General features: G+C 68.1%; 22 protein-coding genes. 18 read left to right on the top strand and 4 right to left on the bottom strand.

The genetic code is table 11. From position 1 onward, the window contains the following. The 8 genes from NYR58_RS19410 to NYR58_RS19375 form a co-directional block, all read left to right on the top strand. Positions 1-270, top strand: a 270-nt coding sequence (locus tag NYR58_RS19410) for a phage terminase large subunit family protein (RefSeq protein ID WP_261522800.1), incomplete at its 5' end; no start/stop codon positions are given. Positions 271-274: 4 nt separating this feature from the next. Beyond that, positions 275-487 (top strand): phage head-tail joining protein, encoded by a 213-nt coding sequence (locus NYR58_RS19405; RefSeq protein WP_261522799.1) that lies wholly within the window; start codon positions 275-277, stop codon positions 485-487. Then, positions 488-1,939, top strand: a complete 1,452-nt coding sequence (locus NYR58_RS19400) for a phage portal protein (protein ID WP_261522798.1) — start codon at positions 488-490, stop codon at positions 1,937-1,939. A gap of 5 nt (positions 1,940-1,944) precedes the next feature. Continuing rightward, entirely contained in the window at positions 1,945-3,201 is a 1,257-nt protein-coding gene (locus tag NYR58_RS19395) for a S49 family peptidase (RefSeq protein ID WP_261522797.1), read from the top strand. 8 nt (positions 3,202-3,209) lie between these two features. Continuing rightward, the gene (locus NYR58_RS19390) at positions 3,210-3,599 is read left to right on the top strand and encodes a head decoration protein (RefSeq protein ID WP_261522796.1); all 390 of its coding nucleotides are present in this window, start codon (positions 3,210-3,212) and stop codon (positions 3,597-3,599) included. 92 nt (positions 3,600-3,691) lie between these two features. After that, positions 3,692-4,714, top strand: coding sequence for a major capsid protein (locus tag NYR58_RS19385; RefSeq protein WP_261522795.1), 1,023 nt, complete (start codon positions 3,692-3,694; stop codon positions 4,712-4,714). After that, complete coding sequence (locus NYR58_RS19380) at positions 4,714-5,025, top strand: head-tail joining protein (protein WP_261522794.1); 312 nt, start codon at positions 4,714-4,716, stop codon at positions 5,023-5,025. Before NYR58_RS19385 ends, NYR58_RS19380 begins: the two co-directional genes overlap by 1 nt. 5 nt (positions 5,026-5,030) lie before the next feature. Beyond that, positions 5,031-5,666: a DUF6441 family protein gene (locus NYR58_RS19375; protein ID WP_261522793.1), complete on the top strand. Its 636-nt coding sequence runs from the start codon at positions 5,031-5,033 to the stop codon at positions 5,664-5,666. A 17-nt stretch (positions 5,667-5,683) separates the two neighbouring features. Here NYR58_RS19375 and NYR58_RS19370 read toward each other — a convergent pair whose 3' ends face one another. Continuing rightward, positions 5,684-6,175 (bottom strand): hypothetical protein, encoded by a 492-nt coding sequence (locus NYR58_RS19370; protein ID WP_261522792.1) that lies wholly within the window; start codon positions 6,173-6,175, stop codon positions 5,684-5,686. Between the two features lie 64 nt (positions 6,176-6,239). Here NYR58_RS19370 and NYR58_RS19365 point away from each other — a divergent pair, with 64 nt between their 5' ends. Then, the gene (locus NYR58_RS19365) at positions 6,240-6,662 is read left to right on the top strand and encodes a hypothetical protein (RefSeq protein ID WP_261522791.1); all 423 of its coding nucleotides are present in this window, start codon (positions 6,240-6,242) and stop codon (positions 6,660-6,662) included. 10 nt (positions 6,663-6,672) lie between these two features. Here NYR58_RS19365 and NYR58_RS19360 read toward each other — a convergent pair whose 3' ends face one another. After that, positions 6,673-7,128, bottom strand: a complete 456-nt coding sequence (locus NYR58_RS19360) for a thermonuclease family protein (RefSeq protein WP_261522790.1) — start codon at positions 7,126-7,128, stop codon at positions 6,673-6,675. Between the two features lie 56 nt (positions 7,129-7,184). On the opposite strand from NYR58_RS19360, the gene NYR58_RS19355 reads away from it, so the two are divergent. From NYR58_RS19355 to NYR58_RS20685, 3 genes are read left to right on the top strand one after another with little or no spacing between them, the layout of a single operon-like run. After that, a complete protein-coding gene (locus NYR58_RS19355) occupies positions 7,185-8,138 on the top strand; it encodes a phage tail tube protein (RefSeq protein ID WP_261522789.1) in 954 nt (317 codons plus the stop codon). After that, positions 8,138-8,575, top strand: coding sequence for a hypothetical protein (locus NYR58_RS19350; protein ID WP_261522788.1), 438 nt, complete (start codon positions 8,138-8,140; stop codon positions 8,573-8,575). The genes NYR58_RS19355 and NYR58_RS19350 overlap by 1 nt, the downstream gene beginning before the upstream one ends. Next, the gene (locus tag NYR58_RS20685; protein ID WP_446681816.1) at positions 8,572-8,817 is read left to right on the top strand and encodes a DUF7697 family protein; all 246 of its coding nucleotides are present in this window, start codon (positions 8,572-8,574) and stop codon (positions 8,815-8,817) included. The genes NYR58_RS19350 and NYR58_RS20685 overlap by 4 nt, the downstream gene beginning before the upstream one ends. Here the strand turns inward: NYR58_RS20685 and NYR58_RS19345 are convergent. Together NYR58_RS19345 and NYR58_RS19340 are read right to left on the bottom strand one after the other, a co-directional pair. Further along, on the bottom strand, positions 8,788-9,078 hold the full coding sequence (locus NYR58_RS19345) for a HigA family addiction module antitoxin (protein WP_261522787.1): 291 nt from the start codon (positions 9,076-9,078) through the stop codon (positions 8,788-8,790). The two genes, NYR58_RS20685 and NYR58_RS19345, sit on opposite strands and share 30 nt — an antisense overlap. A gap of 11 nt (positions 9,079-9,089) precedes the next feature. Further along, positions 9,090-9,371: a type II toxin-antitoxin system RelE/ParE family toxin gene (locus tag NYR58_RS19340; RefSeq protein WP_111405176.1), complete on the bottom strand. Its 282-nt coding sequence runs from the start codon at positions 9,369-9,371 to the stop codon at positions 9,090-9,092. An 83-nt stretch (positions 9,372-9,454) separates the two neighbouring features. Between NYR58_RS19340 and NYR58_RS19335 the strand changes: the two genes are divergently transcribed. From NYR58_RS19335 to NYR58_RS19310, 6 genes are read left to right on the top strand one after another with little or no spacing between them, the layout of a single operon-like run. Beyond that, positions 9,455-11,611, top strand: a complete 2,157-nt coding sequence (locus NYR58_RS19335) for a phage tail tape measure C-terminal domain-containing protein (RefSeq protein WP_261522786.1) — start codon at positions 9,455-9,457, stop codon at positions 11,609-11,611. Next, the gene (locus tag NYR58_RS19330; protein ID WP_261522785.1) at positions 11,611-12,237 is read left to right on the top strand and encodes a DUF2460 domain-containing protein; all 627 of its coding nucleotides are present in this window, start codon (positions 11,611-11,613) and stop codon (positions 12,235-12,237) included. The genes NYR58_RS19335 and NYR58_RS19330 overlap by 1 nt, the downstream gene beginning before the upstream one ends. Beyond that, positions 12,234-12,584: a hypothetical protein gene (locus tag NYR58_RS19325; protein ID WP_261522784.1), complete on the top strand. Its 351-nt coding sequence runs from the start codon at positions 12,234-12,236 to the stop codon at positions 12,582-12,584. Before NYR58_RS19330 ends, NYR58_RS19325 begins: the two co-directional genes overlap by 4 nt. After that, entirely contained in the window at positions 12,577-12,708 is a 132-nt protein-coding gene (locus tag NYR58_RS19320) for a hypothetical protein (protein ID WP_261522783.1), read from the top strand. The genes NYR58_RS19325 and NYR58_RS19320 overlap by 8 nt, the downstream gene beginning before the upstream one ends. Positions 12,709-12,718: 10 nt before the next feature. Continuing rightward, entirely contained in the window at positions 12,719-13,387 is a 669-nt protein-coding gene (locus tag NYR58_RS19315) for a lysozyme (RefSeq protein ID WP_261522782.1), read from the top strand. Continuing rightward, complete coding sequence (locus NYR58_RS19310; RefSeq protein WP_261522781.1) at positions 13,384-13,512, top strand: hypothetical protein; 129 nt, start codon at positions 13,384-13,386, stop codon at positions 13,510-13,512. The genes NYR58_RS19315 and NYR58_RS19310 overlap by 4 nt, the downstream gene beginning before the upstream one ends. Positions 13,513-13,558 lie beyond the last annotated feature (46 nt).

Below are 13,558 nucleotides of genomic sequence, written 5' to 3'. Positions count from 1 at the left end.
AACCGCCGCGGCTTCGCGAGGCTCGAATGGCAGAAGATGCGCGAGCGCAACGAGGCGCTGGACTGCCGGGTCTATGCCCGCGCCGCCGCCTGGATCGCGGGCGCGGATCGTTGGAGCGAGGACAAATGGCGCGACCTCGAACAACAGGTGGGCGGCGCCAGGCGCAAGCCGGATACGTCATCCTCTGAAAACCCGCCCTCTGCCGGTCTCGTCCGCCGCGCTCCCGAGCGCAAGGGGCGCCGGGTATTTCGATCGAGCTATATGAGCTGAACCCATGATCCTCGACGACATGATCGCCCGGCGCGAGGCGCTGCTCGCGGCGCGTTATCGCGGTGTGCGCACGGTGGAGGTGGATGGCCGGCGGATCACCTATGCCAACGACGCCGAGATGGCCGCGGCGCTCTCTGATCTGGAGCGGCGGATCGCGGATGCGAAGGCCGGCAAGCGGCGGCGCATCGTCCGTGCCACGGCCAGCAAGGGGCTCTGAATGCTCGCCTCCCTGCAAAACTGGCGGCGGCGGATCGGCGCCTTTGTCGGCGGGTTCGAGGCGGGTCAGCATGGGCGGCGGCTGAAGCATTTCCAGCCCTCGCGCGCCCATCTCAACACGCTGATCGCGGCGGCGGGGGCCGACATCACCGCCCGGGCGCGGTGGCTCACGCGCAACAACGGCTACGCCGCCAATGCCATCGAAAGCTGGGCAGGCAATGTCGTCGGCGCCGGGATCAAGCCCTCATCGCTGATCCCTGACGCAGCGCTGAAAGCCCGCGTGCAGCGGCTGTGGCTGGATTGGACCGACGAGGCCGATGCCGAGGGCTTCACCGATTTCTACGGGCTCCAGCGCCGAGCGGCGCGGGAGGTGTTCATCGCTGGCGAGGTGTTCTTCCGCTTCCGGTCGAGGCGGCCGGAGGACGGCCTGTCGGTGCCCATGCAGTTGCAGATGATCCCCTCGGAGATGTTGCCGCTGACCAGGAACGAACAACACCCTGGCGGAAACGTCATCCGGCAGGGCATCGAGTTCGACCGTATCGGGCGGCGCGTGGCCTATCATTTCCTGCGCCGCCATCCGGGCGATACGACCGATCCGGGGCTCGCAGGCGAGACCGTTCGGGTGCCGGCCTCCGAGGTCATCCACATGATCGACCCGGTGGATGCCGGGCAGTTGCGCGGCGTCTCGCGGTTCGCGCCGGCCATCGTCAAGCTGTTCCTGCTCGATCAGTATGACGACGCCGAGCTCGACCGCAAGAAGGTCGCGGCGATGCACGCGCTGTTCATCACCACGCCCGCTCCGGCGGAGCCCTTCGATGTCGCCGAGAGCGACGTGGAGGGCGAGCGGGTGCTCGACCTGCAACCGGGCAGCGTCACCATGCTGGAGCCGGGCGAGGAGATTCAGACCTCGGCCCCCGCCGATGTCGGCCAGACCTACGAGCCGTTCCAGTATCGCACGCTGTTGCAGGTCTCGGCGGCGCTGGGGGTGCCATACGCGTATCTCAGCAACGACATGCTGAAGGCCAACTATTCGAACTCGCGGCTGGCGCTTCTGGAGTTCCGCCGGCGCATCGAGGCTTACCAGCATGCGGTGATGGTCTTCCAGCTATGCCGCCGCGTCTGGGCGCGCTGGATGGACATAGCGGTGATGGCCGGGGCGCTCGACATCGCCGATTACGAACGTGACCGTCGCGACCAAATCGCCTGCTCGTGGCTGCCGCCGAAATGGGATTGGGTCGATCCCCTGAAGGACGCACGCGCCGAGATCGAGCAGATCGAGGCGGGATTGAAGAGCCGCACGCAGGCGCTGTCCGAGCGCGGCTTCGATGCCGAGCAGGTCGACGCGGAAATCGCGGCCGACAAGGCGCGCGAGCGGTCCCTCGGCCTCAGCTTCACGGGGCCGATAACGCCCTTCCCGGCGCAGGACGCACCTGCCCAACAACCGGACGTCTGACCAACATGACCACGCCCTCTCTCGCCAGCCGGTTTGCCGGCCGGCCGCTGGCGCTCGCCCCACGCGCACTGGAGCCGCTCCTGGCCGCCACGCCCATCGAGGCGCGCTCAGACCTTGCACTTGTGCCGCGCGGCGCGGGTTTCAGCATGACCGACAGTGGCATTGCCGTCGTGCCCGTGATCGGCCCGATGGTCAGCCGCGGCGATTGGCTGACGGAACTGTTCGGCATCGGCGACTATGCCTCGGTCGGCAGCACGATCACTGACGCCTTCGCCGATCCCGCCACACGTGCGGTTGTGATGGAGATCGACTCCCCCGGCGGCGAGGTCGGCGGGCTGTTCGATCTGACAGATCGCATCCGCAGCCTGAAGCTTGAGACCGGCAAGCCGCTCTGGGCGGTCGCTTCCGAGGCGGCCCTGTCGGCGGCCTACGCCATCGCCAGTACGGCGGACCGGCTCTATGTCACCCGCACCGGCGAAGCGGGCTCCATCGGCGTCGTCGCCATCCATGTCGATGAAAGCGCCGCCGACACCATGGCCGGGCGCAAATACACACTGATTCACGCGGGGGCGAAGAAGGTGGACGGCAACGCTCATGAGCCGCTCGCCCCGGAAGCCCATGCCGACATCCAGGCCGATGTCGATGCGCTGCACGAGGCGTTCGTCGCGCTGGTCGCACGCAATCGGGACCTGGCGCCGGAGGTCGTCCGCGCCACGCAGGCCGCCATCTATCGCGGGCAACGTGCCGTCGAGGCCGGGCTCGCCGACCGGATCGGCACGATGGATCAGGCGCTTGCCGAACTCGCCAATCAACTCGCCTCCCCGGCCTCCCCATCCGGGCGTAGCCGATCAAGCCAGCCGCATAGGAGAAACCCTGCCATGAGCCATGAACCGAAGGTCCGCGTTAGCGAAACCGAGACCGAGATCGAAACGGAAACCGAAACGGTGGAAGAAGCCGTCGCCCTCTCGCCTGTCGTCGAGACACCGAGTTCCCCCGAACCGGATCCCGCCACCGCATTGCGCGCCGAATATGCCGAGATTGCCGCCATCGCCGCGCAAGGGGTGCGGCTGGGCGTCACCGTCGATGCGGCGGACGCCATGAAGAAAGGCATCAAGCCCGACGCGCTGCGCCGCTCCATCCTCGACTCCCTCGCCACCCGCGCCGAGGCGAGCGCCATCGTTTCCGCCGCGCCGCAAACGCCGGTCGCCGGCGACAGTCCCATCGTCCGCCGCGCCCGGGAGCGTGCGGCCAGCAAATCCTGAGGTGAGCCATGCCGACCCTGACCCAATCGCCGACGCTGGGCGATCTCCTGAAATTCGAACTCAACGCGAGCTACTGCCGCGAGACCGTGACGCTCAAGGCCGGAACGAGCTATCCGCTCGGCGCCGTTCTCGGCCAGGTCACCGCCACCGGCAAATACATCCTTTCGCCCGCCGCCACCGTTGTCGGGGACGAGGGGGCGGAGGTGGCCTCGGCCGTGCTGATCGAGGCGGTCGACGCCACGGCGGGTGACCAGACCGGCCTCGTCATCGCCCGTGGCCCGGTGATCCTCTCCAAGGCGATGCTGACCTTCGACGCCAGCGTCGATCAGCCTGCCGAAATCACCGCCAAGCACGCCGAGCTCAGCGCCGCCGGCATCGTGCCGCGCGACACGGCCTGATCCACGCTCGTCAGCTCCAATTCATCACCGGCCCCGAGGCATCCGTCTCGGGGCCTTTTTCATGCCCGTTCAGCCCAAGGAGACCCGACCCCATGGTCGCCATGATCAACCCGTTCGACGCGGGCGGCTACACGCTCGCGGAGATGACCGAGGCCATCAACATCCTGCCCAATGTCTATTCCAGGCTCGGGCAGATGGGCCTCTTCCGCTTCGAAGGGATCACCCAGCGTTCGGTGATCATCGAGCAGGCCGAGGGTGTGCTGAACCTCCTGCCCACCGTGCCGCTGGGCGGCCCGGCGACCGTCGCCAATCGCGATACGCGATCGATGCGTTCCTTCACCGTGCCGTGGATCCCGCATGACGACGTGGTCACGCCGCAGGATATCCAGGGCGTGCGCGGTTTCGGCGTCGCCGACGCCGCCGATCCGCTCGCCACCGTCATGGAGCGCAAGCTCACGCGGATGCGCATCAAGCACGCGCAGACGCGCGAGTTCATGGAGGTGAATGCGCTGAGAGGCATCGTCCGCGACGGTGCCGGCACCACGCTCTACGACTACTTCGCCGAGTTCGGCATCACCCGGCTCGAGACCGACTTCGTGCTCGGCACCGCCTCGACCAACGTGCAGGCGAAGATCCGTGCCGTGCTGCGCCAGGTCGAGACCGAGCTCAAGGGCGAGACCATGACCGGCGTGCTGGCGCTCGTGTCTCCGGAGTTCTTCGACAAGCTGATCGGGCATGCCAAGGTCGAGGATGCCTGGAAATACTTCTCCGCCACCGGTGCCCAGCCGCTGCGCGAGGACACCCGGCGGCGCTTCCCCTTCGGCGGCATCGTGTTCGAGGAATACAATGCCACCGTCACGCTCTCGACCGGCGCGACCGAGACGCTGATCCCCGCCGGAGAGGGCATCGCCTTCCCGCTCGGCACCATGGACACCTTCGTCACCTATGGCGCGCCCGCGAACCTCGTCGAGACGGTCAACACCGTCGGCCTGCCGATCTACGCCCGCCAGCTCGCCCGGCCCGACGGCAGCGCCATCGATGTCAAGACCGAAGCCTCGATCCTGCCGGTGAACAAGCGCCCGCGGCTGGCGGTCAGGATCTACTCGAGCAACTGATGACCGCCTTCGCTGCAGCCATCGACGACCTCTTCGCGGATCCGAACATCGGGCGGGACGCCGTCTATACGCCCGAGGGCGGCGTGCCCGTGCTGGTGCGCGTCGTCGCCCGGCGCGCCGACGCCATCACCGACTTCGGCGATGCCCGGCTCTGGTCCGAGACCACCCGGCTGGACCTGCGCCTCGCCGAGGTGCCTCAGCCCCGTCCCGGCGACCGCATCGAGATCGACGGTGCGGCCTTCCTCATCCAGGGCGAGCCCGTCCGCGACCGCGAGCGGCTCGTCTGGACCATGGGTCTGCGCCCGGTCTGACCGCGATGAAGCTGAGGCTCGACATCGATCCCGACATCGTCGCGATGATGGCGGCCGAGATCGCGGCGGGCGAACGCGCCGTGACCTCCGCCATGCGCGAAGCCGGGACCGGACTCAAGACCGCCTGGCGCGGCCAGATCACCGGCGCGGGGCTCGGCCGGCGGCTCGCCAACTCGATCCGCAGCCAGACCTATCCGAAGGCCGGCGAGAGCCTGAACGCCGCGGCGCTGGTCTGGTCGAAGGCGCCGGTCATCGTCGGCGCCCACGACACCGGCCCGCTGATCCGCTCGAAAGAGGGGTTCTGGCTGGTGATCCCGACCGAGGCCGCCGGCCGTGGCCTTCGCGGCGCCAAGCTCATACCGGGAGAATGGGAGCGCCGCCGCGGCCTGCGCCTGCGGTTCGTCTATCGGCGGACGGGGCCGAGCCTTCTGGTCGCCGATCGCGCCCGCATCAACAAACGCGGCCAGGCAGTGGCGTCGCGCTCGAAGACCGGCCGCGGCGTTGCCACCGTGCCGATCTTCCTGCTGGTCCCGCAGGTCAAGCTGCCGAAGCGGCTCGACCTCGACCGGGACGCCGCGCGGGCCCACGACAGCGTGCCGGGGCTGATCGTGGCGAACTGGGTGGAGGTGCGGCTAACCTGAGACCTCCATTTCCACACTCATGCCGCATTAGAATCCAGGACGCGCGTCAGGACGGCTATCGCATTCTCGAAGTTCCGCTGCTGATCGCGCATTTCGTAGGCCCACTTGAGCCCATGAAATAGGTTATTTCGCAGCCGGAAGACAATTATGAGCAAGGCTTTCACGATCTCGGTCGGTGTAGCTTCATGTTCCAGCAGAACAGCTTCCACGAGTTCCCGTCTGTCGTTTTGTCGAAAGTGCAGGCTTTCAAATTTGTGATTGGTTTGGCCGTCTGACACGTACCTTTGCCGGAAATACGCCAAAGCGTCTCCGAAGGGCTCAGCCGAACCAAAGCTCGCCGCGTTTTCGTCGACAAATCGGACGATGGCAGTTGCGTTTGCGTTCGTCGAAAGAGCCCGCGCCTCGAAAACACTCCAGACGATAGAGAATCCGGCCACCGCTGATCGCTCGACGTTCGAGAGTTCTCGGTAGCCGGGTTGAGTTCGTTTAAGCCAATCTTCCGCGAGCATCGCACACCCAACTCCTTGATCCCTCTCCTCACACGATAGCAAAGCGCCAAGGTTTCTCAAATAGATGCCCACCCCTCGCGAATCCATCCTGGCCGCGCTGCACGCGCGGCTCTTGGCGTTGCCAGCGACCGCTCGCCGCGGTGAGGTGCTGCCCGAGCGGGTGCCGTCGGCGGGCCTCGTGATCCTGCGCGACGGCGATCCGGGGGAGCCCGAAGTGACGCTCTCGCCGCTCGCATACCACTGGCGGCACCGGGCCGAGCTGGAGGTCGTCGTGCAAGGGTCGAACGATCGCGACGCGCGCTTCGACGCGCTCTGCGCCGGGATCTCTGCGGCGCTGGCCGCCGACCGCATGCTGAACGGGACCTGCGACTGGGCCGAGCCCGGGCCGCCGCGCCCGGTCGATCTGGCCGTCGAGGGCGCGGCCGGCCTGAAGGCCGCCGTCATCCCGGTAACGCTGCACTACACCACGGCCGACCCGCTCGGGTAGAGCCGACGGGTCAGTTGCCGCGACAGGTGCCGTAGTAGCCGCCCGAGAAGTAGCAGTATTCCCGGGCCACGCCGGCGGCGATCATCTGGGCCGCGATATCGCGGCCATCGGGGAGGACGCACTGCCCGACGATCCGCCCATACCGGTCGATGTCGCGCACGCGACAGGTCAGGTCTTGCCCGGCGACCAGCCGCCGCAGAGTAGACGTGGCCGCGGACGCGCCGGGCTCGTCGCGCTCTGGAGCGTCGAGGCCCCAGACACGGATCGGCCGCTCAACGCCGTGGAGTGAGAAGGTGTCGCCGTCCGTCACATAGCGCACCGTGCCGCTCACGGTATTCGTCTGTGCCAAGACAGGGCCGTTCAAAAGAACAAGGACCGCGAGGACAGAAACGATTATCCGGATGGTGATCCAGCGACCGGAAATGCTGAGCCGGGAATTCGGACCAGTAATGCGCATGACCTTCATGTGCGGTACGGCCTGACCGAACGCAACCGCGCATCAACAACATCAAGGAGTTCACCATGGCACGAGCCCAGGGCGCGCGGGCGCAGATGGCGCTTGCGTTCGAGACGACCTATGGAACGCCGCCCGTGGGCGGCTTCACCCGCATGCCCTTCGCCAGCACCTCGCTCGGCGCCGAGCAGCCGCTTTTGAACTCGGAGCTGTTGGGCTATGGCCGCGATCCGCTGGCGCCGATCAATGACGCGGTGACGGCGGACGGCGATGTCGTCGTGCCGCTCGACGCGGAGGCCTTCGGCTTCTGGCTGAAGGCGGCCTTCGGCGACCCGACCACCACCGGCACGGGTCCTTGGACACACGAGTTCCAGTCCGGTTCCTGGACGCTGCCCAGCATGTCCATCGAGACGGGCATGCCCGAGGTGCCGCGCTACGCCATGTATTCCGGCTGCGTGCTCGACCAGCTCACTTGGCAGATGCAACGTTCCGGTCTGTTGACGGCGACGGCGCGGCTGGTGGCGCAAGGCGAGACGGTGGGGACGACCACCAGCGCGTTCGGCGAGCCCGCCTCACCCCCCGCCGCGCTGGAGCTGAAGCGCTTCGGCCATTTCAACGGGTCGATCACGCGCAACGGCACGGCGCTCGGCAACGTGGTCTCGGCCGAGATCACCTATGCCAACAACCTCGACCGGATCGAAACCATCCGCTCGGACGGCCGCATCGACGGCGCCGACCCGTCCATCGCCGCGCTGACCGGCCGGATCGAGGTGCGCTTCGCCGACCAGACGCTGGTAAGCCAAGCGATCAATGGCGAGGCCTGCGAGATGGAATTCGCCTACGTCCTGCCCTCCGGCGAGAGCTTGCGCCTAACCGTGCACGCCGTCTACCTGCCGCGGCCCCGGATCGAGATTTCCGGGCCGCAGGGCGTACAGGCCACCTTCGACTGGCAGGCCGCGCGAGACAGCGTCGTTGGCCGGATGTGCACCGCAACCCTCGTGAACGACGTGGAGAGTTACTGATGCTGACGCTCGCCCTGACGAATGAACCGCGCTGGCATGACCTCGCGCCCGGTGTGCGGGTGGAGCTGCGCCCGCTGACCACCGCGCTGATGGTGGCGACACGCAGCGATCCCGCCGTCGAGTCCGTGCCCGAGGACGCCTCCGACGAGGAGCGCGCGGTTGCCTTCGCCAAGGCGCTGGCGCGGCGGGCCGTGCTCGCCTGGGAGGGCATCGGCGATGCGGACGGCAAGCCGATCGATCCCAGCCCCGAGGCCATCGACGCGCTGCTCGATGTCTGGCCAATCTTCGAAGCCTTCCAGATGACCTATGTCTCGAAGGGCCTGCTGCTGGAACAGGAAAAAAACGCCTCGTCGCCCTCGCCGACTGGTCCTTCGGCGGGGGCGAGCGATACTGCGAAGCCTGCCAAACGAGGTGCCCGGACTGCCCGGCGCGGCTGAACCGCCCCGCCACCCTTGAAGGCTGGCGGGTCTGGGACCTGGTCGGTCGTCTCGGCGGTCAGCTCCGTGTCCTGCCCGGCGCCGTCGTCGGCTGGGACCTGACCGCCGCGCTGGCGCTCGGTGACGCCCTCGGCGTACCGCCCGCTGCTGCTGCCGAACTGCTGCCGCCCATCGAGGCGGTGATGGTGTCCAAGCTCAACGAACAGATGGCGTCAGGCCGCCTCGAGGGGCGTGATGTCTGAGACGTCGATCGTGTCGCGCGCCCGCGCGAGATCCCACGCGCGCTGCAGGTTCATCCAGTACTCCGGTGTCGTCCGGAAGAACTTCGCGAGCCGGATCGCGGTGTCCACGGTGAGCGCGGTTTCACCCTTCACCAGCCGCTCGATCCGCGTGCGGGGAACATGAAGGCGTTTTGCAAGCGCGATCGGGCTCATGCCGAGCGGCTCAAGATAGAGCTCGGACAGGACCTCGCCGGGGTGAGAAGGGTTCTTCATCAGTGTCATGTCGCGTCCTTTCAATGGTAGTCGACGATCTCGACATCGGCCGGCCCCTGATCCGTCCACACGAAGCAGATGCGCCACTGGTCATTGATGCGCACCGAATGCTGTCCGGCCCGGTCGCCCTTCAGTTCCTCGAGGTGATTGCCCGGTGGAAACCGGAGATCCTCGAGGACTACGGCGGCATCGAGTGCGGACAGCATCGCCCGCGTTCGCTTGACCAGGTCGGCCGGGAAGCCCTTGCCGAACCGGTCTGCCACCGCGTTCGCCGCGAGCTTGCCCTTCGTGCTGACGATCATGAGGGTATGTATCACGACATGATACATGTTTCAAGGGGGCGGTAAGCCGCTCCGGAGCCTGATATAATCTCGAGAGGACCGGAATGGCCGAGAAACGGGTTAGCGTCCGCCTCGCGGCCGTGGGCGGACGGCAGGTGCGCGCCGAGCTGGAGGGCGTCGGCGAGGCCGGATCGCGTGGCTTCGGGCGGCTCAGCCGGGAGATGGAGGCGGCCAATGCCCGGCTCGCGGCCTTCTCGCGGCGGGTGCGTGTGGCCGCCGCTGCCGCAGTGGCTGCCGCTGCCGCCGCTGGCGTGGCAATGATCCGGTTCGGCCTGCAGACGGTCGATGCGCAGGCCAAGCTGGCGCAGTCCCTCGGGACCACCGTCGCCTCGATCCAGACCCTGGAGCGTGCGGGCGAACTGGCGGGCGTTTCCATGTCCGGCATCGAACAGGCCACGAAGGATCTGACGCGCCGTCTCAGCCAGGCCGCCGCCGGGACCGGCCCCGCCGCCGACGCACTGGACCGGCTCGGGCTGTCGGCCAACGAGCTGATCGCATTGCCGCTGGACCAGCGTGTCGGCGCGATCAACGCCGCCATCGAGAGTTTCGTGCCCGCAGCCGAACGTGCGGCTGTCGCGGGCCAGCTCTTCGGCGAGGAAGGCTCGATCGCCATGTCGCGGATCGACACCGCGACGCTGCGCCAGGCGACCGAGGACGTGCGCGCCTTCGGTGTCGTCGTCTCGGAGCAGGATGCCGACCAGATCGAGCGCACGAACGATGCGATCTCCCGGCTCGGGCTGATTTGGCGCGGGCTCTCGAACCAGCTGGCGGTTGCCGCGGCGCCTGCGCTCGAAGCGGTCGCAGACGCCATGGCGGCGGTCGCCAGCCGCACCGGGCCGCTCGGCATCGCGATCCGGGGGCTATTTGACAACATCGGCCGGTTTACCACCTACGCCGCGACCTTCGCGGCGTTTCTCGCCGGGCGCTGGGTCGCGGGGCTGGTCGCCGCTGCCGTCTCCGTTCGCGGCCTCGCCACCGCCCTCGTCGTGCTGCGCGGCGCCCTGATCCGTACCGGGATCGGTGCGCTGATCGTTGGCGCCGGAGAACTCGTCTACCAGTTCGGCCGCCTCGTGCGCGGCGCGGGCGGCTTCGGCAACGCGCTGGAACTGATGGGCAATGTCGCACGCGCTGTCTGGGACGGGATCAAGGCCACCGCCCTCTCCCTTGTCGATGACTTCCGGGCGCTGCGCGGCGACATCGAGGCGATCTGGCTCAGGCTGATGGCCTTCCTGTCGAACAAATGGGCCGATTTCCTCGGCACCATCGGACCGACATTCAACGCTGTCGCGGATCGGATTGGTGCGGATCTGCAGATCGACTGGTTCGGCGCGCAATCCTACGCCTCGATGCTCGATCACGCGGCGAGCAATGCCGGTCATCTTGCCGACCGATTTCGCCAGCGTGCTGCGGATGCTCGTTCGGGTGCGTTCGACGGTGTGCGCGAAGCGGTTGCCGCCCTTGTCGCCGCGATGCGCGGTTCCGGTGAGGACACCGAAGGCGCGATGGATGCTGCTGCGCAGGGTGCGCAGCGAGTGACCGATGCACTCGACCAGGCCGAGGAAGCCGCAAACCGTGCCGGGACCGCCGGACGGCAGGCAGGGACGAACACGGCGACCGGCGCGGACGGAGCCCTGACCGGCTGGCAGGCGGTCACGGCGGCGCTCTCCGACTATGCCGCGAAGGCACGCGAGATCGGCAGCGATATCGGCCAGGCGCTGGTTGGCGCCTTCCAGTCGGCCGAGAACGCCGTCGGCGAATTCGTGAAGACCGGCAAGCTGAACTTCCGGGATCTGGTCACGTCGCTGCTGGCCGACCTCGCCCAGCTCGCGGCGCGACGCTTCATCCTCGGGCCGATCGCCAACGCGCTGTCGGGCGTGTTCTCCGGCGCCGGCGGCATTTTCGCCAGCGTCCTGCACGCGGGCGGCGTGGTCGGATCGGCTGGGCCCGCGCGCGTGGTCCCGGCCATGGCCTTCGCCGCCGCGCCCCGGATGCATTCGGGCGGTGCGGTCGGACTCCGGCATGACGAAGTGCCCGCGATCCTGCAGCGGGGCGAGCGGGTGCTCTCCCGTCGCGAGGCGCAGACCTACGGCGGCGTCAACGTCACCATCGTCGCCCGCGACGCCGAGAGCTTCCGGCAGTCGCGCACGCAGGTCGCGGCGGACATCGCCCGGGCCGTCTCGCTCGGGCGGAGGGGCATGTGATGGCGTTTCACGAGGTCCGGTTTCCGGACGACATCAGCCGCGGCGTGCGCGGCGGGCCCGAGCGGCGCACGCAGGTGGTGACGCTGGCAAGCGGGGACGAGGAGAGGAACGCGAGCTGGGCAAACAGCCGTCGGCGCTACGACGTCGCCTACGGCATCCGCCGGGCGGACGATCTCGCCGCCGTCGTCGCCTTCTTCGAGGCGCGCAACGGGCGGCTTTACGGCTTCCGCTTCAAGGACTGGGCCGATTACAAGTCCTGCCTGCCGTCGCAGTCGCCGTCGGCGACCGATCAGGTCATCGGCACCGGAGATGGGACCACGACCGCCTTCCAGCTGGTGAAGCACTACGCCTCGGGCGCGCAATCCTGGACGCGCGCCATCGCCAAACCGGTGGCGGGCAGCGTGCGCATGGCGCTCGGCGGCGTGGAGCAGCCGTCTGGCTGGTCGGTCGACACCACGACAGGTGTCGTCACCTTCGACACCGCGCCGGCCTCGGGCGTCGCGATCACCGCAGGCTTCGCGTTCGACGTGCCCGTCCGCTTCGACACCGATGCGCTCGACGTCACCCTCGATCTCGAACGCCTCGGCTCGATCACTTCCATCCCGCTGCTGGAGATCCGCAGATGAACGACGAGACCGGGTTCCTCGCCGCGGTGCTGAAGGAACTCGCAACATCGACGGCGGTGATCCTGGCCGCCTGGGGTGCGCTCGGCGGGGCGACCAACGCACTGACCACGAGGATGCGCCTGCGCGATGCGCTGCGGCACATCCTGCTAGGCGGGTTGATCGCGGCTGGAATGGGCAGCCTTTCCATGGCGCTCGTCACCAGCTGGCTGGGCCTGCCGCCCAAGGCGATCCCGGCCGGGGGCGCAGCAGGTTCGGCGGCCTATCTCGTTGGCGTCTTCGGCCCCGCCTTCATCGAACTCGTCCTCGCCCGGCTACGTGGGGCGAAGAAAGGCGACGGCGATGCATGAGCTTCTCCGCCTCGCGCGCTTCATTCGCTGCGACCCCATCGCCCCGCGTCAGGCTTTCGCCCACCGCCTGCGCATCGGCCTCGCCGTCGCAGTTCTCATTCTGACCCTCTCGCTTCTGGGGTGATCCCATGTGCATGACCGACCGGGGCCTTCTGGCCCTCGTCCGGCACGAAGGACTCGTGCCCGGACCCTATCTCGATGTGAAACAGGTCTGGACCTTCGGCATCGGCCACACGGCCGCAGCCGGACCGCCCGATCCGGCCAGGATGCCTCGCGGGATGCCCGCCGATCTCGATGCCGGTATCCGGGAAGCGTTCAAGGTATTCCGGACCGATCTGGCTGCCTATGAGGCGGCGGTGCGACGGGCCGTGACCGTGCCGCTCGAGCCGCACGAATTCGATGCGCTGGTCAGCTTCCACTACAACACCGGCGGCATCGCGAGAGCCGCGCTGACAAGGCATCTGAACGCGGGCAGCCGCGCGGCGGCAGCGGACGCCTTCATGGGCTGGCTCAAGCCCGCCGCGATCCGCCCCCGGCGCGAGGCCGAGCGAATCCTCTTCCGCCATGGCCGGTACCCCGCCGGGACCATCCCGGTCTGGGCGGTCGACCGCAATGGCCGGGTCGATTTCTCGCGACCCATCCGGCGGCTGACCGAGGACGAGGCACTGGTGCTGCTGCGCCCGGAGGCGACGCCGGTTCCGACGGCCGCTGACCCCATGCCGGTCCCTGCCGTGCCCGCTGCGCCCACGCTGCTGTCTCGTCTCACTGCATTCCTCACCACTCTCATCGGAGGACGTCCATGAACTGGAACCTTGCCCGCGGCCTCGTCTATCTGGCCTGTCTTGCCGCATCCGGCCTCGCCATGGCCGGGCTGGCGGATTTCGACCTCGCAACCGGTGATCGGCCCCCACGGACGGGTCCAATTTGATTGTTAGTGCAATGATGGTCGTGGCGCCAGCGCGGGCGGCATCGCT

Source organism: Chelativorans intermedius (assembly GCF_025398255.1).
Classification (GTDB): Bacteria; Pseudomonadota; Alphaproteobacteria; order Rhizobiales; family Rhizobiaceae; genus Chelativorans; species Chelativorans intermedius.
This window is presented reverse-complemented; position numbering and strand designations above follow the sequence as displayed.